This is a genomic window from Micromonospora sp. SYSU B005 (assembly GCF_055362685.1).
In genome coordinates this window covers 464,445-485,536 of the sequence record NZ_JAXCFU010000003.1, presented here as the reverse complement: position 1 = coordinate 485,536, position 21,092 = coordinate 464,445, and the positions used below count along the sequence as shown (strand labels likewise).

At 68.8% G+C, this 21,092-nt stretch carries 10 protein-coding genes; 7 read left to right on the top strand and 3 right to left on the bottom strand.

Going from position 1 to position 21,092, the window contains the following annotated elements:
• Positions 1-69: 69 nt before the first annotated feature.
• Positions 70-1,176, bottom strand: a complete 1,107-nt coding sequence (locus SM452_RS11400) for a DNA cytosine methyltransferase (protein WP_463839876.1) — start codon at positions 1,174-1,176, stop codon at positions 70-72.
• A 53-nt stretch (positions 1,177-1,229) separates the two neighbouring features.
• Here SM452_RS11400 and SM452_RS11395 point away from each other — a divergent pair, with 53 nt between their 5' ends.
• Both SM452_RS11395 and SM452_RS11390 read left to right on the top strand, forming a co-directional pair.
• Entirely contained in the window at positions 1,230-1,667 is a 438-nt protein-coding gene (locus SM452_RS11395) for a very short patch repair endonuclease (protein WP_463839875.1), read from the top strand.
• Positions 1,668-1,879: 212 nt separating this feature from the next.
• Entirely contained in the window at positions 1,880-3,730 is a 1,851-nt protein-coding gene (locus SM452_RS11390; protein ID WP_463839874.1) for an N-6 DNA methylase, read from the top strand.
• A gap of 50 nt (positions 3,731-3,780) precedes the next feature.
• Here SM452_RS11390 and SM452_RS11385 read toward each other — a convergent pair whose 3' ends face one another.
• Complete coding sequence (locus SM452_RS11385) at positions 3,781-5,238, bottom strand: protein kinase domain-containing protein (protein WP_463839873.1); 1,458 nt, start codon at positions 5,236-5,238, stop codon at positions 3,781-3,783.
• The gene (locus SM452_RS11380) at positions 5,235-8,390 is read right to left on the bottom strand and encodes a protein kinase domain-containing protein (protein WP_463839872.1); all 3,156 of its coding nucleotides are present in this window, start codon (positions 8,388-8,390) and stop codon (positions 5,235-5,237) included. Before SM452_RS11380 ends, SM452_RS11385 begins: the two co-directional genes overlap by 4 nt.
• 559 nt (positions 8,391-8,949) lie before the next feature.
• On the opposite strand from SM452_RS11380, the gene SM452_RS11375 reads away from it, so the two are divergent.
• Genes SM452_RS11375 through SM452_RS11355 form a run of 5 tightly spaced genes read left to right on the top strand, consistent with a single transcriptional unit; the run spans position 8,950 to position 21,066 of the window.
• On the top strand, positions 8,950-10,782 hold the full coding sequence (locus SM452_RS11375) for a UvrD-helicase domain-containing protein (protein ID WP_463839871.1): 1,833 nt from the start codon (positions 8,950-8,952) through the stop codon (positions 10,780-10,782).
• Between the two features lie 7 nt (positions 10,783-10,789).
• A complete protein-coding gene (locus SM452_RS11370) occupies positions 10,790-13,972 on the top strand; it encodes a helicase-related protein (RefSeq protein WP_463839870.1) in 3,183 nt (1,060 codons plus the stop codon).
• A complete protein-coding gene (gene drmB / locus SM452_RS11365; RefSeq protein ID WP_463839869.1) occupies positions 13,969-15,756 on the top strand; it encodes a DrmB family protein in 1,788 nt (595 codons plus the stop codon). The genes SM452_RS11370 and drmB overlap by 4 nt, the downstream gene beginning before the upstream one ends.
• 23 nt (positions 15,757-15,779) lie before the next feature.
• Positions 15,780-16,418 (top strand): hypothetical protein, encoded by a 639-nt coding sequence (locus tag SM452_RS11360; RefSeq protein ID WP_463839868.1) that lies wholly within the window; start codon positions 15,780-15,782, stop codon positions 16,416-16,418.
• Between the two features lie 4 nt (positions 16,419-16,422).
• Entirely contained in the window at positions 16,423-21,066 is a 4,644-nt protein-coding gene (locus tag SM452_RS11355) for a DEAD/DEAH box helicase (protein ID WP_463839867.1), read from the top strand.
• Positions 21,067-21,092 lie beyond the last annotated feature (26 nt).

The following is a 21,092-nucleotide window of genomic DNA, read 5'->3' as shown; positions in this document are numbered from 1 at the left end:
GGGCAGGGTGTCAGAGCGGTCGACTGCCGGTCAAACACCCGGTGCCGAGGCGGCTGCCGGAGTCTCCGGTCAATTGAGGTAGTCCTTGAGGTGTCGCGCGATGGCCGCAGCCAGGCCGGACGGAACGGCGTTACCGATCTGTTTGGCGATCTCCGTCTTGGAGCCACACCACTTGTAGTCCTTCGGGAAGTCCTGCAGCAGCGAGGCCTCGTAGTGGGTGATGACCCGGTTCACGCGTCTCCCCGGGCTGCTCCGCTCCCATTGCGGGTGCAGATACTGGCCCTTCTCCGGCTTGAAGAATTCGGTACGGATGGTCAGCGACGGCGCGTCCCACCGCATTCGGCCCATCACGTCGGTCGTACCAGTCTTCTTCTCTCGCCAGCACCGTGACAGCAGATGATCGGGCAGGTCGAACCGGCCGCCCCCGGGAGGGATGTGGTCGTAGCGCGCGAGCGACATCGGGGTCGGCTGTCGCCCGAAGTGGATGTCGTACCCGGAGAAGTCGCCTCGGATGGTCTGTCCGAAGAATGTCGTGTCCCTCGATGGAAGCTCGGTGGTCGTCACATGCTCATCGACCCATCCGATGGCGTCGCGTACCGTGCGCCACGGCTTCAGTTCTCCCGAGGGTGTCTTCGCATGGGTCGCGGCGGGGAGTGGGATCTCGCCGATCCTGGATCCGATCACGATCGTACGAGGCCGACGTTGCGAGACGCCGTAGTCGGCTGACAGGAGGACGCCCGCGGTGAGTACGTAGCCTTTGAGGATGCCGTGGTCGGCCTCTTCCATCAACAGCTGGAACTCGTTCGTGCGTGAGAACCGTTCGACGTTCTCGATGACGAAGACCTGCGGGTTGGCCTTGACTACGAAGCGTAGATACTGTTTCCACAGCTTGTTGCGCGGGTCCTCCACCGACTTGGTGCCGAGGTTGGAGAAGCCCTGGCAAGGAGGCCCGCCGATGATGACGTCGGCATCGGGGATCTCGTCGTCAGCGATCTTCTCGATGTCCTCCCACCGGGTGTGTCCCTCGCCGAAGTTCGCGGCATAGGTGGAGGCCGCCGCACGATCCCACTCGACCGAGAGAATCGGACGGAAGCCCTCGTTGTGGAAGCCGACGGTCATTCCGCCGCATCCGGCGAAGAGGTCGATCAAGCTCAAGCGATCACTCACGTGCGACATGATAGTTGTCGTCACGTCTGTGACACGCGAGCCGCGCTGGTGAGGTAGAACGCATGTCCGAAGGTTCGTGGGCGTCGTCGATCGGCGTCCGCAGATCCATGCAGGCCAACACTGGTCGCGACACCAAGCCCGAGCTGGCGTTGCGGCGTGCCGTGCACGCGTTGGGCTTGCGCTACTACGTCAATCGCCGGCCGATCAAAGCGGTGCGCCGCACCGCTGACCTGCTGTTCCCGAAGCTGAAGTTGGCGGTGTTCCTCGACGGCTGCTTCTGGCACGGATGCCCCAGCCATCACACAGTCGCCAAGACCAACGCGTCGTTCTGGGCGGAGAAGGTCGCCGCGAATCGGCGCCGCGACGCCGACACGAACGAGCGGCTCATGGCACAGGGCTGGAAGGTCGTCCGGGTCTGGGAGCACGAACCGGCCGCCGAGGCGGCCGCCAGGATCGCGGCTACTGTCTCGGCCCTGCGCGACGGTGCTTCGCGTCATTGATACGGACCCTCACCCACGCCTGTGCCGTCGGCCCGAGTGTCGGGTCCCACGGCTTGCGCCCCCGTCGTCGACATTCTCACGCGCTCGGCCGCGTCTGATCGCTTCCGTGACCGTGTTCACCCTTGGTCAGTCGATACAACGTGGGAAATGACGTCGGTCTACGACATCTGTGTAAACAGCCGAGTGCCTCGAGGGCCATGTACACTCCTGGCGTGCATCGAAGAGCGAGGGTCGCCGCAGCGGACATCGCGCGCCTCGCCGGCGTGGGGCGGGCAGCGGTCAGCAACTGGCGCAAGCGGTACGACGACTTTCCCGCACCGGTGGGTGGGACCACTGCGTCCCCACTGTTCGACCTCGAAGAGGTCGAACAGTGGCTCGCCGACCAGGGCAAGGCACCCTCGGTCGCCGACGAGGACCGGTTGTGGCGCAACCTGCTGGCCGCCTCCGGCGAACCCGCCGAGGCACTGGCCGCAGCAGGTGAGCACCTGCTCGGCCAGCGGGCCTTGCCGTTCGACCTCCTGCGACCCGAGCTCGACGACCTCGTCGAGGTTCACGGACCCGTCGCGACGTTCGACGAGTTGTGGCGTCGCTACGCCGCCCTGCCCACACAACGTTCCGTGATCACTCCTGACGATCTCGCCGATCTGATGGTCGAGCTGGCCGGCGCCGCCGGTGCGTCCGTCCTCGATCCGGCCTGCGGCGCTGGGGGAGTGCTGCGTGCCGCAGCCCGGGCGGGAGCCGCGAACCTGTACGGACAGGACGACGACCCCAGACTGACGCGGCTCGCCGACCTGTGGCTCGCAATCAACGGCATAGATGGCCAGGTGCGCACGGGTGATTCCCTGCGTACGGACGCCTTCCCCGACGCCGCCGTGGACGCCGTCGTGTCGAACCTGCCGTTCGGGCAGACCAACTGGGGACACGAGGAACTGAGCAACGCTCCGTGGGAGTTCGGGCCGCCGCCGCGCACCGAACCGGAATTGGCCTGGGCGCAGCACGCGATCGCTCATCTGAGACCCGGCGGACGCGCTGTCCTGCTCATGCCGCCGTCGGTCGCGGCGCGTCGCGCCGGCCGCCGTATCCGGGCGAACATGTTGCGCCGCGGGGCTCTGCGTGCGGTGGTCGCGCTGCCGCCCGGTGCCGCCCCACCGCACGCGGTGCCGCTGCACCTGTGGGTCCTGCAGAAGGCGAGCCGCGGCGCCACGGAGGTATTGCTGCTCGACACCACCGAATGCGATCTCGAGGCGGCCTATCGTAGTGTCGCTGACCTCGTCGCGGCGTTCCTGGGTTCCGGAGACCACACGGATCTCGTCGAAGCGCACACGGTTCCCGTGCTGGACCTGCTCGACGAGGAGGTCGACCTGTCACCCGGACGGCATCACCTCGCCGACGCCGATGTCACCGACGCGGGACCGCGACTGATCGATGCCGGTCGCCGCCTGGCGGAGTCGGCCGCCCGGATGCCCGGACTGCTCCCCGGTCTGGAGAACGGCTCCGGAGAGACCGTCGTCTCATCGATCACGGTAGGCGACCTGCTCCGAAGCGGATCGCTGCAGATCCTTGGACCCGTTCGTGGTGGGGAAGGGGAGAAGGTAGGGGGACTGACCCTCACGGTCCACGACGTGACGGACGGTCGGCCCGCCTCGGGAACGGCCGACGATCGCCTCAACCCGCGGATCGCCCTGCAGCCGGGGGACGTAGTGGTGTCCGTCAGCGAACGACGAATCGTTGCCCGGGTGAACACCGAGTCGGATCTGCTGCTCGGCAGGCATCTCTGGCTGCTACGGCCAGACCCACAGCTACTGGATTCCTGGTTCCTCGTAGGCAATCTGTGCACCACGGTGAACCAGAGACTGGCCGCCGGCCTACTGGGTACGTCGCGCTTCGACGTGCGTCGGGTGCAACTGCCGAGGACGGCGGTGATCGAGCAGCGGCGACAGGGCGAAGTCTTCCGGCGGCTGCACGAGTTGACCGAGACGATCCGTGACGCGGCGGCGCTGGGCGCAGACATCACACGGCTCACAGCGGACGCCCTGGCCTCGGGTAGGCTGCGGCCGGCCTGAGTGGGCCGCACCACCCGCCCCGCGCTCGCAGCGTCTCCGACGCGGTACCGTCAGTCGGTTGCGCCACGCGCGGGCGGCAGGCGCCCGGCCGCACGCACGAGCATCAAAGCGTCGACGGTGGCCTCGATCTGCTCGTGGTCGACGTGTGCCACGCCGCGAAGGTCCGCGAGCAACTCCGTCAGGACCGCCTCGGCCGCAGCCCGATCCCCCGCGCCCGCCTGCGTCATCGCGAGCTCGCGGGTGGCGGTCGCCCGTTCGGTACGCGTCGACATCCGCCCTCCGAGGTCTCTCGAGATCGCGGCGTACATGTCGGCGGCCGTCGTGACGTCACCGGCGCGTGCGTAGAGCCGAGCCAGTGCCAGACGTAGTGAGACGACGGCGGGGTGATCCACAGACAGCCGACCGGTCATGGCGGTGAGCGCGTCGGCGCAGGCACGCAGGGCGTCATCCATCTCACCGGCCTCGATGAGCAGGGTCGCGAGATCACGGCGGATGTCGATGAGGGCGTCTCTCGGGACGTCCGGATCGTCGAGTACGGTGCGCAGCAGATCGGCCGCTCGGGCGGGACGGCCCTGCTCGGCGTGTTCCGCCGCCGCAGCGCGTACGTGTCGCACCCTCGCCGGGGTCCAGTCGGTGGATGCGACTCGGGTCGACGGAGTGGACCGGGTCAGGCAACCGGTGGCTTCGACGTAGCCCGCGGGCGTCGTGGCCGCGACGAAGCCCGGTAGGGGCGACGGACGGCGTAGCAGGGGAGTCAGGCGACCGAGGACAGCGGTCGCGCCCCTCGGCCGCCGTTGAGGAAGGTCGTGAGTGAGCTCGGCGGCCAGTTCCCGGAGGGGGTCGTCGGTGGAGCCGTCCCCGAGCAGTTCCTCGAGGATACGGCCGAGGGCGTAGAGGTCCGTGCGCGGTGACGCTACGCCCAAGTCGCATTCGGGTGCCCGATAGCGCCAGTCCCCCGTGACGACTCCGGGCGGAGTCAGGTGGGTCGAGCTGCTGTCGACGACGATTGCCAACCCGAAGTCCACAACCTTCACCGTGCCGTCGGCGCACAGCAGCACGTTGTCCGGCTTCAGGTCGCGGTGCACGAGCGACAGCTCGTGCGCCCGGGCCAGCACGGCAGAGATCTGTGCGACGACGTACAACGTCCACTCCCGCGGGACAGGCTGCACCTCGTCGATCAGATTGCGCAGCGTCGCGCCGTCCACCCACTCCATGACGAGGAACGGCCGGCCGTCGTCGTCCCCTGTGTCGAGAACCGTGGGCGTTCCGGGATGCCGCATCCTGGCCAACAGCCGTGCCTCGCGGCGGAAGCGGCGTACGAGTTCGGTGCGTTGATCGTCGTCGGTCAGGTCGTCGCGCATGAGCTTGACCGCGACCTCGCGATCGAGGGACAGGTCGTAGGCCGGGTAGAGCTCGCCCATGCTGCCCCGTACCGGTGGGCCTGACAGCTCGTAGCGCTGCGCGATCGTCCGCGAGGGTGTCCTCGCGCCGCGGGCGGTGACGCTCATGCGCCGGTGGCCTGATGATGGGTGAGGAACGGGCTGGGGATGCCGTGCCACGAGATCACCAGATCGTCACGAGCGCGGGTCGCGGCCACGAAGAGCAAGGAACGGTAACGCTGCCGTTCCTGCCGGTAGCGGGTGGGGTCGGACTCCCGGAAGCCGTTGATGCGCTGATGTGGGACAAGGCCCTCACGGACACCCGCGATGATCATCCGGCGATACTCCAGGCCTTTGAACCGGTGCATGGTGCCCACGTGCACGCCACCTGGGCGGTGCGGGCCGTCCGGGCCGACCTCGACGACGTCGACACCGTCGGTGGTCAGGCGAGCGGTCAGATCGACCGCCAGGTCGTGCGTGGGTACGCAGATCGCGACGGAGCCGTCGGATTCGTCGCCCCATGCCTTGAGCTGTCGCCGGACGAGGTCCATCTCCTGCGGCCAGTCGCCGGCACGACGCAGCGTCGGATGTTCCCCGCTGAGCAGGGACCGGTACCCCTCGAGCGTGTCGGTCGAGCCGTTCATGTCGTCGTATCGTTCGCCGCTCATCAACTCGAGAGCGGTGGCGAGGATCTGGCGGGTCGTGCGGTAGTTGAGGGTGAGCCGGTGTGAGCGGCCGCGGATGTCGATTCCCAAGCGCGACAGACTCACGCGGTTGTCGTAGATGCGTTGGTGGGTGTCACCGACGACGAACAGATCGTCGGGTCCGGCCGGTACCAGGGACCGCAGCAGGCGCCAGTGCGCGGTGCTGAGATCTTGAGCCTCGTCGACGACGACGTGACGGTAGCGGGCGGGCGTGCCGTGGCGTAGCAGGCGTTCCTGTTCGACGCGTGCGGCGTGGACGGCGATCTGGGCATGGGTCCAGACACCCTGTTCGGCAGTCCACTGCTCGAAACGTCGACACAGCTCCCAGATCCTGGCCCGGTCCGGACGGCTCAGCGGGCGCCCGCGCCCCGGCCGGCGTGCGACGGCGTACTCGTCTCCGCTTTCGAGCATCTGCCCGAGCACCACCTGGGTCCACTCGGCGGAGAGGAACTCCGGCGCCCATCCCGGATCCTCTCGCCCGAGGAAGGCCCGCCAGTAGTCGATGATGCGGTGCTCGCCGACGAGAGTGCGACCGGCACCGGACGGTGAATCGGTCGCGATCCGTCTCGTCAGTCGGTCAATGTTGATCACGTCGACGTGCTGCAGCGCCTCCACACCTGCGAGCGACGCGAGACGGTTGCGGAGATCGCCTGCGAGGTTCCGGCTGAAGGTGGTGAGCAGGATCCGGGCGCCGGGTTCGAGGCCGGAGGCCAGGTGCGCCACGCGGTGCAGAGCCACGATGGTCTTGCCTGTGCCGGGCCCTCCGCTGACGCGGGTGGGGCCGCTGGTCGCCCGCTCGACCAGCCTGCGTTGGGTCGGATGCAGGAACACCTGCCAGGACTCGAACGACTCCGACAGAACGACCTGCACTGCCTTGTCGTCGGAGGTGACCTGCGTGGCGGGACGTACCAGTGCGGCGGCGAGGTCCTCGAGGTCGACCTGTTCGGTGATGCGCACAGGTTCGGTGATCAGCCGGCGCACATCCTCGACCGACGTTCCGTCGTACAGCGAGAGAAGCACGTCCGCAGTCAGTTGAGGTGCGATCTCGACGAGTTCGAGCAGTTCGTCCTCGGTGCGCAGGGCGCGGATCCGTGGCAGTAGCGGTTCGGCGACGCCGAGGTCCAGCAGGACGGTATCCGGATGGCCGTTGAACAGAGGAGGCGCTTCGGGGGGCAGAACGCTGACGAGCACGGTGTCGGGCACGGGTTCGAGGTCGACCACCTCCAGCGCCCCGGTGACCCGGTTGACCCGGTAGGCGTAACGGTCCAGCCCCTCGTAGACCTCGCCGCGGTGTTTGACGTCGACCAACAGATATTCGCGTTCGGTGATGTGCAGCAGGATCGCGCGCAGATCGGCGTTGACCCGCGCCGACCACAACCGGTCGCCGCCCTTGAGCTGCTTGAGCCGTAGCCCTGGATTGTCAGGGTTGGACCGGAACTTGTGCTGGAACTCGTAGACCGCGCCCACGTCGGCCCGGGAGAGTTTGAGGATCTCCTTCTCGGCGCTCTGCAGTACGCGCAGTCGTCCCCCTCCGGTCATGGGCTGCTCCTTCGACGGCATGGGCGGTCCGGGATGCCCGACCGTGCGAGATGCTCGGACGGGTCTGCCGGCGGTGACCAGTTCGGTGGGACCGTCCGGCCACGGGTCGGTGTCATCGGCGTCAGCGACGGACCGGAGCGGTTCGGGAAGCGGCTCGGGCGGTGTGTGGTCGAGCAGGCGACGACGTACGGCGACGAATCCGCCCGGCTGAGCCTCGACGATGCGGGAGAACTCCGTGATGAGGTCGGCGACGGCGGGGCGGCAGTCGGGACGATGCGCCAACATGGCGGTCAGCAGCGGACGGAGGTCGCGGGGCACCCCGGTCAGATCCGGGGCGTGTTCGGGGTCGGTGATCCATCCGGCGAGCACGACGGGTGCGGCCTGCGGGTACGGGTGGTGTCGGGTGCTCGCGTACAACAGGGTGGCGCCGAGGGCGTAGACATCGACGGCCTCGGTCAACTCGGTCTCTCCGGCCGCCTGTTCCGGAGCCATGTAGGCGACGGTGCCGACCACGTGGCCGAGCTGCGTCAGACGATCGCGGTGCTCGCGCAGGACGGCAAGGCCGAGGTCGATGATCCGAGGGCTGTCCGAGCCCAGCATGACGTTGCTCGGTTTGAGGTCACGATGCAGCAGCCCGGCACTGTGAATCGTCTCCAGGCCCTCGGCCAGCATCGCACCCAGGGCGGCCGTCGTGGCGCCGTCGAGGACGCCGTTGTCGATGACGTATCGGCGCAGGGTCGAGCCGTTGACGTACTCGACCGCCAGCCACGGGTCGTCCCGGTTCAGCTCGCAACCGCGGTAGTGCGCGACGCGTAGGCCCTGGGCGCGGCGTAGGTGCGAGATCTCGGCGCGGAAGCGGCGTAGAACGATGTCGTCGTCGAGCAGGTGCGGCTGGATGACTTTGACAGCGACCAGCTCAGCGGTGCGCGAGCGACCGAGATACACCTTTCCCATGCCGCCGGCGCCCAGCTCGGCGAGGATCTCGTATCGGCGGTTGCGGCCGATCCAGCGCGGATCCCACGTCGTCAGCGCTCGCACTCGGTTCCTCGCCCCCCGTCGACCATCCACCCACCGGGCATTCACGATCCGTCGCGCGGCGACGTGTCCGCCGTGCAGTCTCCCGTATCCGTCATCCACGGCAGCATCGCCCCGAGACGCGTCGGTTGCAGCGTGTGCCCGACGGGGTCGGATCCCGGGCCCGTCGAGCCGGTCGTCGCAGTGAGACGATACTGAGGCCCCGCCCTCGCATGGTGAGGCATGGATGTCGCGCTCCTCGTGAGCCACCCTCGGCACCCTACTATTGTTTACATCTTCGAGTCCGAATCCGTCTGTTGACTTCGTTCACAGGTCCGCTTAGTGTGGCGCCCATGCCAGGACGGCGGACGGTCCTGCGGAGCGTTCGAGCCGCCGGCGCGACAGGCGCTCGAACTCACCTATCGGTCGAGCCGAGAGTGCCCGTCCGAAGGACGGCGGGGCGGTTCTGACGGCGATGTGGGCGGGCGGATCAGTACGTGCCCCGGCCGGTACGGCCGAGGTCAAGCCCGGACGGAGATGTGAGACTCAGTGGGGGACTGGTGTGGGTGGACTCGGAGATCACGTGGGTTATCAGGTGAGCGCCGGGCGAGTCGGTGAGGATCAGGCGACCGTCGAGCAGCGGTGTGTCATCGAGCAGCCGTGGGACGCCCGCACACTGGTGATCGCACCTGCGGGTACCGGCAAGACCTTCACGCTGGTGCAGCGCCTGGGCCGGCTGTCCGCGCAAGGCCTCGACGCCGACGAGGTGCTGGTGCTGTCGTTCTCCCGCGCCGCGGTACACGAACTGGAGCGGCGGTCCAGCCGGTCCGACGGCGCGGGCCGGTTCGTCAGGCCTCGCACCTTCGACGCCTGGGCGTTGGAGCTGTTGACTCAGACCTATCCGGGAGATTGGCACCTGCTCGGCTTCGACGAGCGGATCCGTACGGCGACCGACGCGATCCTCGCCGGGGACGCCGAGGAATTCCTGGACGGTCTGCGGCACGTGATGCTCGACGAAGTCCAGGATCTGGTGGGTGTCCGCCGTCGACTCGTTCAGGCGCTGCTCGAGGCCCTGGACACCGGGTTCACCGCCGTCGGTGATCCCGCCCAGGCCGTCTACGACTTTCAACGTCGTGACATGCAGGACATCGGCGACGTCTTCTCCTGGCTCCGGGACCGCTACCGCGATGATCTGGTCGAGCTGTCGCTCACCCACGACTTCCGGGCCGTGACCCCGCGCCCGGCAGGACTTCTCGCATGCGCTGAGGCGCTGCGTTCGCCGACCGGACTCGACGACCCCGGGCGGATCGCCACGTCCATGCGGCGGGAGTTGCTGGACGTGCCCGCGGCCGGGGCGTTGCAGGACATCGTCAGCGGCTTCTCGTACCTGGACGGGAACTGTGCGGTGCTGTGCCGCGACAACGGCCAGGCACTCGAGGTCTCCGCCGTCCTGCACGCGGCCGGCGTCGGGCATCAGCTGCAGCGTCGGTCGGGCGACGACCTCAACCCTCGTTGGCTTCTGGAACTGTTCCGCAACGGATCCGCCCTCAGCATCAGCCATGACGCTTTCCTCGCCGTCTGCGGCCTGGACGCCGATGCGGCGGAGGCGACCTGGCAGGCGCTGCAGGTGCTCGGGCGCGGTCGCGACCGCATCGATCTCGGCCGGTTGCGTGCCCTGATCGCTGCCCGCGGCCTCGGCCGTCTGCGGCTGCCCACACCGCTGGTGGCGGTGACGGTCTCCTCGCTGCACCGGGCGAAGGGGTTGGAGTTCGACCGTGTATTCCTGCTCGACAGCGACACCCGGGACGATGAGGATCCGCTGGAGCAGGCCCGGCTGACGTACATGGCCATGACCCGATCACGTGAGGACCTGTTCCGGCTCACGGCGTTGCCCGACCGCGCACCCGTCTACCGGCGGAAGTCCGGGGAGTCCGGGCGGTGGGGGCTGGCCAGATTCGGCGGCAGCCGCCGCCCCTGGTTGGGGATGGCCGTGGAAGGGCACGACATCGACCACGAATTCCCGGCGGGCGTGCGCGGATTCAGCGACGACCCCGGCGCCGTGCAGCGATACCTGGCCGAGGCGGTCCGGTCCGGCGACGAAGTGCGGATGACGGTGCTGGCCCGTGATGTCGACGACTGCCCGGCACCGCTGTACGGCGTGGAACACCAGGGCAGGCTCATCGCGGTCGTGTCCAGGGCGTTCCGTGAGGCGATGGGCAGGCATCTGGGCGGCCGCAGGGCCGGGGACCGTCGGGCCTGGCCGGAGACGATCACCGACTGCCACGTCGAGGCGGTCGAGGTGGCCGCCGGTAGCACCGCGGAGGGCGCGCGTGCGGGTCTGGGCGACCACGGGGTCTGGTTGGCACCGCGGATCAGCGGCCTGAGCCGTTTCCACTACGAGAAGGCAGAAGGGTGAGTCGCCGGTGAGCGGTTTCGACGAACACTACGGGTTCCGCGACGAGCTGACGGAACGACTCATGCTGGACCTGCTCGGGCCCGTCGGCGGCGATGAGGAGATTCTGACCGACCCACCCGTCACCAGCTACCTGACCGGGGTGCTCTTCCCGCAGCGCGACGTCGTACTACGCATCGAGGACGCGGCGGAGTCGGATGTGGACCTGGCCTCCGCCCGACTGGACACCGACGAACGGCCCGACACCGGGGTGTCGATGGCCAACGTGCAGAGCCCTTCCTCGATGGGACTGACGTTCGTGGCGGATCCGCGTGCCGGATCGCTGGAGGTGCGGGTCGCGGCCGGTGTGTACGAGCCGATCGATGCGGAGGGACGCCCGGCCGAGGCGCAGTCGCAGGCGGCCCGCTCCACGGAGGAGTCGACCGTACGGTGGCGCCGGCGCAGTGTGTCGATGCCACCGATTCCGCTGGACCTGAGCCGGACCGGTGCCGACACGGTGCAGGCGGTGCCCGGCCTCGAGGTGCGCACCCTGGTGCGACCGGCGGACCGGCGAGGCTTCGTGACCGTCACCGTCACCGTCGTCGACGTCCACGTCGCCGCCGGGCCCATGCGGGATCCGTACTGCTTCTTCCAGTGTGCGTTGACCGTGGCGTCGCAGGGCGCCGCACCGGCGATCGTCCAACAGCCGGCCCCGACCGCGGGCGACGATCAGGAGACGCTGCTGGCCGAACTGCTCTATCGGCATGCCCCGTCGTTCGCCACCGGACACGGCTGCGCGGCCGAATGGAGCGATCCGGTCGAGCCGGATGCCTCGGATCGCCCCCGGCGGGTGGCCGAGGTGCGCTCGTCGTTCGTGCCGTCGTTCGACGTTCTGCTGTCAGAGTCGAACAGCCGCATCGACGCTTCCGGGCTCGGTATGTACGCGCTGGCCACCGGTGCCCGCGACGATGTCGTCGGCAGGCTGCGGGCGTTGCTGTCCGGATACGGGGAGTGGGTCGGTGAACTCGAGGCCAGGGCAGCGGCGCTGGCCGATACCGCCTATGCCGAGGTAGCCGTCGAACAGGCACGGCTGTGCCGTAGCGCCCACGACCGGATGGTGGCGGGTGTCGACCTGCTCGCCGGGGACGCCGAGGTGCTTCGAGCCTTCCAACTGGCCAACCGGGCCATGGCGCTGCAACGCGCCCGTACGCTGCGCATGCGCGACCGCACCGCGGGCCTGGACCTGACGGCCGGGCGGTGGTATCCGTTCCAACTCGGCTTCATCCTGCTGTGCCTGCGGGGGATCGCCGATCCCGACCACGAGGACCGGCAGGTCGCCGACCTGCTGTGGTTCCCGACCGGCGGTGGTAAGACCGAGGCGTATCTGGGGCTGGTCGCGTTCACCGTCTTCCTGCGCCGTCTGCGCCGCGGCGCAGACGGCGCAGGAGTGACCGTCCTGATGCGCTACACGCTGCGGCTGCTCACCCTCCAACAGTTCGAGCGCGCCGCGACGCTGATCTGTGCGATGGAGCGGATCAGACATGACGAGCCGGACCTGGGCACCGAGGAGGTGTCCATCGGGATGTGGGTGGGCTCCAGTGCCACCCCGAACTACCTCAAGGACGCCGAGACGGCGTTGCGCAGGCTGCGCGACGGGGAGATCCTGCGCGAGGAGAACCCCGTCCAGTTGCGGCGCTGTCCCTGGTGCGGGATCGCGATCGACGCTGTTCACTACCGCGTCGATCATCCTGAGACCAGGATGGTCGTCGCGTGTGGCGACGACGAGTGCGAGTTCCGCGACGGTCTGCCTGTGCACCTGGTCGATCAGGCGGTGTACGCGTACCGCCCGACGCTCGTCATCGCCACGGTGGACAAGTTCGCGCAGATGGCGTGGAAGCCGGAACCGGCGGCGCTGTTCAACCGGGTCGGAGCGCCCGCGGACACACCGCCTCCGGAGCTGATCATCCAGGACGAGCTGCACCTGATCTCGGGTCCGCTGGGCACTCTGGTGGGGCTGTACGAGTCCGCCCTCGACATCGCCTGTGACCGGCCGAAGGTGGTCGCCTCGACGGCGACGATCCGGCGGGCCAGGGAACAGGGCAGGGCGCTGTTCGACCGGGACGTGCACCAGTTCCCGCCGTCCGGGCTCGACGCCCGTGACTCGTGGTTCGCCGTGCAGGCGCCGGCGGACCGCAAGCCGACGCGCCGCTACGTCGGCCTGTTCGCGCCAGGGACCAGCCAGGCGACGCTGCTGGTACGGGCGTACGCCGCCCTGCTGCACCATGCCGTGCAGATCGACGCCAAGGACGAGGTCCGGGACGCCTACTGGACGCTGATCGGCTATTTCAACAGTCTGCGCCTGCTGGCGGCAGCCGAACTCCAGGTCAACGACGACGTGGTGCTGCGGTTGCAGCGCCTGGCTGAGGAGGGCGGGGGTGAGCCGCGCGATGTCGAGACCCGCGAGTTGACCAGCCGGGCCAACGCCAGCGAGATCCCGGGTTTGCTGCGCCAGCTCGACGTGCCGTACGGGCATCCGGGTGCGCTCGACGTCGTGTTGGCCACGAACATGATCTCGGTCGGGGTCGACGTCGACCGACTCGGCCTCATGGCCGTCACCGGCCAGCCGCAGACGACGGCCGAGTACATCCAGGCGACCAGCCGGGTCGGACGCAAGCACCCCGGGACCGTGGTGATGCTCTACAACGCCGCGCGATCGCGCGACCGCTCGCACTACGAGAACTTCCGCTCGTACCATTCGGCGCTGTACCGCCAGGTGGAGTCGACCAGCGTCACGCCGTTCTCCGCCCGTGCCCGTGACCGGGCGCTGCACGCGGCGCTGATCAGCGCCGTACGCATGACGGTCGCCGACGCCCGCGACAACGACGCCGCAGGGAACCTGGACGTGTTCGAGGCCGACCTGAGGGATCTGGCCGACCGGATCCTGGAGCGGGTGCGTCGGGTGGCCCCCGACGAGGTGCAGGCGACGGCCGAACACCTCGACGAGATCATTCAGCGGTGGGCCGAGCTGGCCGACTGGAACAACGGCTTGAAGTATCGGGTCGGCAGGAGCCCCGCCGACCCCAGAGCACGACCGGAGCACTCCGCTTTGCTGTGCACCTTCGAGGACGACGACCTACCGCACTCCTTCCAGACGATGAACAGTCTCCGCGACGTCGACGTGGAGACGAGCCTGTTCCCACGAGAGGGGCGATGAGCATGCCGGGACGCAGGCCGCAACGGCCGACACGCAGCGCACCGGCCAGGAGGCCGCCGATCGGCAAGGCCCGCCGCTCCCAGATGATCACCACGTACGGCGTCGGATCGATGATCGCGATCGACGAGGCCTCGTACATCGTGCTCGGCCTGGACAGCTGGCGGGTCAACGACCGGGAGGAGACGAGCGAGCCGCGGCTGCAGCGTGCACTGCGTGTCGACAAGCTCTACCTCCCGCCGGCGGAGAGTGACTACCACGGTGCGGGCCTCAAGCGGTTCCCCGAGATGTACACCTGTATGAAATGCCATCTGTTGCAGCCGTACGGGCGCTTCGGTGGGCGCGGCTCGACGTGCGCCTGCGGCGGCTCGCTCATCCCGAGCCGCTTCGTGCTCGCCTGCGACGACGGGCACCTGGAGGATTTCCCGTACCGGAAATGGGTGCACCGCGGCTCCCCGGACGGAGTCGTGTCCTGCATGCAGGACCTCAAGATGGTCACCACGGGACGCACGGCGAGCCTACGGTCCATCCAGATCGAGTGCGGATGCGGCCGCAAGGCGTCCATGGAGGGCGCGTTCCGGCGCAGCGAATTGCGCAGGCTGGGGATCCGCTGCACGGGGGCGCGTCCGTGGCTGCGCGATGCGGCCAAGGTCGACTGCGTCCGACCGCCGCGGACCCTGCAGCGAGGCTCCTCGGCGGCCTGGTTCGGCATGGTGCGCTCCTCCCTGGCGATCCCGCCGTGGTCGGACAAGGTACAGACGGCCATCGACCGCTACTACGCGATGTGGCGCACGTCCAGCGACGAGGTCATCGCCCAACAGGCTGAGGCCGCCGGCGTCCTGAGGAAGGGCATCACGAGCGAGCAGGTCGTCGCCGCCGTACGGAAACGGGCTCGCTTCGAGGAGGAGGGGGCCACAGCGGAGTCGGGTGACCTGGACGCCGAGTTGCGTGCCGAGGAGTATGAGCAACTGTGCGCCGGCACCAGCGGTGACGAGGAGTACGCGGACTTCGAATGCCACCCGGCTGCGGGAGTCCTGCCGGTGCCGCAGATCGGTCAGGTGATGAAGGTGACCCGACTGCGCGAGGTGCGCGTCCTGCAGTCGTTCACCCGAGTCGAGCCGCCGAGCGCTGCGGACACGGCAACCCGACACGCGGCACTGACGCTGGGCGACCCGGAGTGGCTGCCGGCGATGGAGGTCATCGGTGAGGGTGTCTTCCTGCGGATCAGCGAGCAGGTGCTGCGGCAATGGGAACAGCGTAAGGCCGTCATCGATCGCGCCGGGCTGCTCATGGCCAACCACGACGCACTGTTGCGACGGCGTGCCGAGGCCGCCGGCCGGCTCGCCCCGCCGTCACGGCTGACGGCCCGCGCGATCCTGCTGCACACGTTGGCGCACGTGCTGATCAACGAGTGGAGCCTGGACTCCGGATACTCGGCGTCGGCGATGCGTGAGCGGCTTTACACCGATGGTGAGATGGCCGGTCTGCTCATCTACACGGCCACGAGCGATTCCGCCGGCAGCCTCGGCGGCATCGTGCGCCAGGCGGATCCGGACCGCCTGACGCGCACGCTGCGGTCGGCGCTTCGACGAGCCGAGTGGTGCTCGGCGGACCCGCTGTGCATGGAATCCGAGACCGGAGGGGCGGACAGCCTGAATCTCGCCGCCTGCCACGTGTGCAGCCTGCTGCCGGAGACCAGCTGCGAGCACAACAACACTCTGTTGGACAGAGGCCTGCTGATCGGCTGGCCGACGCATCCCGCCGGCGGGTTCTTCAGCGGCGTCTGACACGCTGGGAGGAAGGGGAGTCCGTGTCGAGGACGAACGTCGCCGCTCATCTGGACCTGTTGGAACGCAGGCTGACCGAGGCGCTCGGCCTGGTCCACCGGGCTCGGCGCACGGAACAGACCGCCACCGGCTGGTTGACGACCTCCGCCGAGATCGGGCGCCTGATCGCCGGTGAACGCGACGCCCTGGCCGGGGTACGCCAAGAGTTGCTGGGTGGGGCGCGTACGGCAGTGCTGGCATACCTGCGGCAACGGGTCGGCCAGGCGGTAACCGCGGGGGAACTCGAGGGAGTCTCCGGGATTGAGGAGTGGACGCGTCGCATCCGCGAACTGCGTGATCTCGGCTGGGACATCGAGGCCCTCGGCAGCGGACCGGGGCGCTCCTACCGGCTGAGAGCCGACCACCTCGATCGATCGGTTGTCGACGACGACGTACTGATCACGCAGATCAGGGGCGGCAACCCCAAGGACCGCCTCATCGAGTACCTGTTCCATGTCGCGCCGTGGGCGGTCGCTGCGGCCCGGCTCGAGCGCGTCGCGAGGTCAGCCGGGTGGCGCACCGACCTGCAGGCGTTGATCGACGAGGGCTGGCTGATCCACAGCCACGAGGACGACCCGGACATTCCCCCGGGTTTCTACCGGCTCGCCCGGCTGGAGGACTGAGACAATGGTGCCGGAGCCGCTCTGGGAGGGACCCGACGGCGCGGTCGCCCGTCGGGTGACGGAGCTGACGGATCAGTGCCTCCGGGCCTACACGGCCCACCCCGGACTGATCGAGGAACACGCCAACATCGAGCGGTCGATCACCCAGGGCGGTTACGGCCGGCGTCAGCTGTACGAGCTCATCCAGAACGGCGCCGACGAGCTGCAACGCGAACCCGGTGGCGGAATCCACGTCGTGCTGACCCCCGACGCGTTGTACTGCGCGAATCGCGGGACGGCGATCACCCGGGACGGCGCGGAGACCATTCTGGCGTCACACCTGTCCCGCAAGCGAGGGACGGAGATCGGCCGGTTCGGGCTCGGTTTCAAGTCCGTGCTGTCGATCAGTGACAGCCCGGACTTCTTCAGCCGCAGCGGGTCCTTCGGGTGGGACCGAAGCCACGCCGCGGCGACGATCCGCGCCCATACGGGCATCACGGGGCCGACGCCTGTGCTGCGGGTGGCGCGGGTGCTGGATGCGGGCGCAGCCCGCGCCTGCGACTCGGTGCTCGACGAGTTGATGTCCTGGGCCACCACGGTGATCCGGCTGCCCTTGCTCGACGGACACCTGGACCGACTCACCCGAGACCTGGAGGAGTTCCCCGCCGACTTCGTGATCTTCTCCCCGCACATCGGTTGCTTGGAGCTCGACGACCGGACCGGGCTCGTCCCACAGCGGAAGACCGTCACGGTCCGCGCAGACGGCACCGACCGGGTCGTCGTGGAGCAGTCCGGCGGCGCGGAGCGCACCACCGTGTGGAAGGTCTTCGAACGGATCCACCGTCCCAGCGAGCAGGCGCGCCGCGACGCAGGCGAGTTCCACGACCGTGACGAGGTCCCGGTGTCCTGGGCCGTGCCGGTCTCCGGCTCCGGCCAGGGGGTTGGGAGGTTCTGGTCCTTCTTCCCGACGACGTACGAGACCACGCTCAGCGGCATCCTCAACGCTCCGTGGAAGACCAACGAGGACAGGCAGAACCTGCTCAAGGACAATCTGTTCAACGAGGAGCTGATGACGGCCGCGGCGGAAGTGATCGTCGACTCGTTGCCGGAACTGAGCACCGACGAGGACCCGTCCCGCCACCTGCTGTTCATCACCGCGCGGGGGCGCGAAGCTCGTAACTGGGCGGATAAGGTGTTGAGTACGGAGGTCTACCGGCTCGCCGCCGACCGGCCGAGTCTGCCGGACCAGAGCGGTCGTCTGCGCGCCCCGATGGAGCTGCGGCTGCATCCGGCCCGGCTCGATCCGGAGTGGTTGTCGCTGTGGCGGGGCGTGGCCGGACGTCCCGACGACTGGTGCCATCACTCGGTCGAGGAGACGGTGCGGCGGTCGCGGGCGGAGCAGATACTCCTCGGTGCCGCCAGGGGGCCGGCCACGCTGCTGCAGTGGTTGCAGGCGGTGGCGGTGCCCGGTTCCCAGGCCGGGTCGGCGGCTGCGCTGCGCATCGTCGCGCGGATCACCGAACGGGGCCATCCTCTGGTGGATCTGGCGCGCACGCGGATCGTGCTCGTCGCCGACGGTCGGGTCCTGACACTGTCGGATCAGATCTTCCGCCGGACACCAGGGGAGCCCGAAGCAGACGGCCTGACCTACATCGACCGGCGCCTCGATGAGGATCCCGATCTCGACGAGGACCTGGCCGATCTCGGGATCCACGAGGCCGACGCCGCCGGGCGACTGCTGTCCCTGCTGCACTGTGACCTGTCGACTGCCGACGACGAGTCGTGGGAGACGTTCTGGGCCCTGACCCGACGCCTCGTCCCGTCCGTCGCGGCCGCGATGATCGACGAGCAGGAGTTCGCCGACCGGGTGCGGGTCCGTGCCGGTTCGGGCTCGTTCGTGGGACTGCGTGACTGCCTGATGCCCGGTCGCGTGGTGCGCCCTGGCTCGGCGGCCGCCGTCGACGTCGACTTCCACCGCGAGGACGCGGCGTTGCTGACGCTGCTGGGCCTGAGCGACGTGCCGAGGGAGTCAGACGATCCCGGCCGGGACAGCAGGCTCGAGGATTACCGCCGCGAGATGATCTCCCGCTTCTACGGGTCGCTGCCGCCGGAGGCGAGCAGGCCGGCCGAGCGCGGGATCAAGATCGCCGGTATAGCGCCCGCGGGCCCTCTCGGACTGCTGCGTACTCTCGCCCCGTCGGAGGCGGCGCGGTTCCTGCAGCATGTGCCACCCGCCGGAGTCGTAACCACATGGCACGTCAGTGCCGCCACCCGCGCCGGTCTCCGGGTCGACGTGCCGTCGCCGCTGGTCTGGGCGGCGCGGCGCTACGGCCATCTGCAGACCTCGTGGGGTCTCCTACCCGTCGAGGACAGTGTCGGTCCCGCGCTGGCTCTTCCGACGGGAGTGCTGCCGGCGGCAGATGTGGGTGCCGATCTGGCGACGGCTCTGGAACTGCCGCAGCACATCGACGACGTCGGCGAGGCTCGATGGCGGCGGCTGGTCGCCTATGCGGAGGAGCACCTGCAGATCGAGCAGGTGGGGGAACTCTACGGGCTGGCCTGTTCACATCTGGCCGCCGCGCCGCGTCGGATCCGCTGCCTGGTCGGCGCCGAACCGAGGTGGGCCGCGCCCGGCGAGGTCACCATGGCCGTCGATGCCGGGCAGCGGCGCCGGCTTCGCGACCACGACGTCCCGATGCTGCCGGTGCCGCCGGAGGCGGTCGACGGGTTGAGGGCCGCATGGGGCGTTTCTGTCCTCGAGGACGTGCTCAGCAACGAGGTGCGAGCGGTGCCCGTGCGTGAGCCTGTGCCGCTGGAGGACCTGTTTCCACGGCTGCGTTTCCTTCCTGGTCGGCCCATGCACGGTTTGCGGATCGTCGCGTGCAGCGAGTTGGAGGAACTGGTCAGTGGGCCGAACGGGCGGCGGGCACGACCGGCGTCCATGCTGAGGTCCGATGACGTCGTCTACTGCCTGGAACCCTACGACGACGCTACGCTGCTGCGTCGGCTCCGGAGCGGCTTCGGTCTTCAGGTCACCGATCAGCAGGTCGGGCAGATCTTGGCCCACAACGACCAGGTGCGCCGGGACGAGCGCCTGGTCGCCGTCCGCAACCAGCCCGACGACGTCGCTCGACTGCTAGTCCTGCTCGGCGCCGACGTTCTACGCACCAGGATTCCGCAACCGGTCCTGGAGTCCGTGGCCGCATCCGAGGGGCGGCTCGACGACCGCACCGTAGCCGAGCTCGCCCTGAACGTCTTCGGTTCCACGGTGTTGCGGGAGTACCGCAGCGACCTCGACCGCGTGGGCCTCGACGTGCCGGAGCAGTGGGCAGGTGGCCATCGGGCCCGAAGGCTCGTGACCGAGCTGGGTTTCCCTGCGACGTACGCGGGTGAGCGGCAGTCCGCTTTGGAGGCCAGTGTCGTGGTCGACGGGCCGGCCTCGTTCCCGCCGCTGCACGGGTATCAGGAGATCATGGTACGGCGGGTCCGTTCGGTCGCCGAGTCGCGGCCGCCGCAGCGCGGGATGTTGTGTCTGCCGACCGGTGCCGGCAAGACGCGCACCGCGGTCCAGGCTCTCATCGAGTCCATGCGCGAGGAGGCGTTGGCGCGGTCGCGACCGATCCTGTGGATCGCGCAGTCGGAGGAGTTGTGCGAGCAGGCGGTGTACAGCTGGCAGACCGCCTGGCGGAGTCTAGGCGGCGCCGCACGGCTGACCATCAGTAGGCTCTGGTCCGGAAATGCTGCCGATCCGATCACGGAAGGCTTCCATCTGGTGGTCGCCACCGACGCCAAGCTTGCCTTGATCATCGAAACACCCGACTACGAGTGGCTGCGGGATGCCCAGTGCGTGGTCATCGACGAGGCGCACAGGTCCCTGAGCCCGCGGTACACGTCGGTTCTGGCTTCGCTCGGCATCACGCCGTATCGCACGAGGTGTTCGTTGATCGGGCTGACCGCGACCCCGTTCGTCGGCACCAACGAGCGGGAGACGGAGCGCCTGACCCGCCGCTACAACACCAATCGGCTCGACTTCGATGTCGACGGGCGGGAGGTGCTGGGGCCTCGGCCGTATCGGAGCCTGCAGGATATGGGTGTGTTGGCCCGGGTTCGTCATCGTGAGCTGAACGGGGCGACCATCGAGTTGTCGGAGAGTGAACGCGCCGATGCGGCGGTTCATCCCTGGCTGCCGACCAGTGCGGAGAACCGTCTGGCGGCGGACCAGGAGCGCACCGCGATGCTGGTCAAGGAGATCACGGCGCTGCCGCAGCATTGGCCGATCCTGGTGTTCGCGACCTCCGTCGAGCACTCTCACGTTCTCGCCGCCCTCCTCAATCGGCGTGGGGTGAGTTCGGCGGCGGTCAGCGGGTCGACGGAGGACGGTCTGCGCCGGCAGACGATCCGTCGCTTCCGTGAGAGGGAGATCAGGGTGCTGACCAACTACAACGTGCTCACCCAGGGCTTCGACGCGCCGGCGACGCGGGCCATCGTGGTAGCCCGGCCGACATTCAGTCCGAACGTGTATCAGCAGATGATCGGGCGGGGTCTACGTGGCCCCCGCAACCACGGCACGCAGGAGTGTCTCGTTCTGGACGTGGCCGACAACATCGCTCACTTCGGCGCTGAACTCGCCTTCCGTGACTTCGAGTATCTGTGGCGTCCTCAGGGCTGAGGTGCTGTCCTGCAACGGGCCGACGG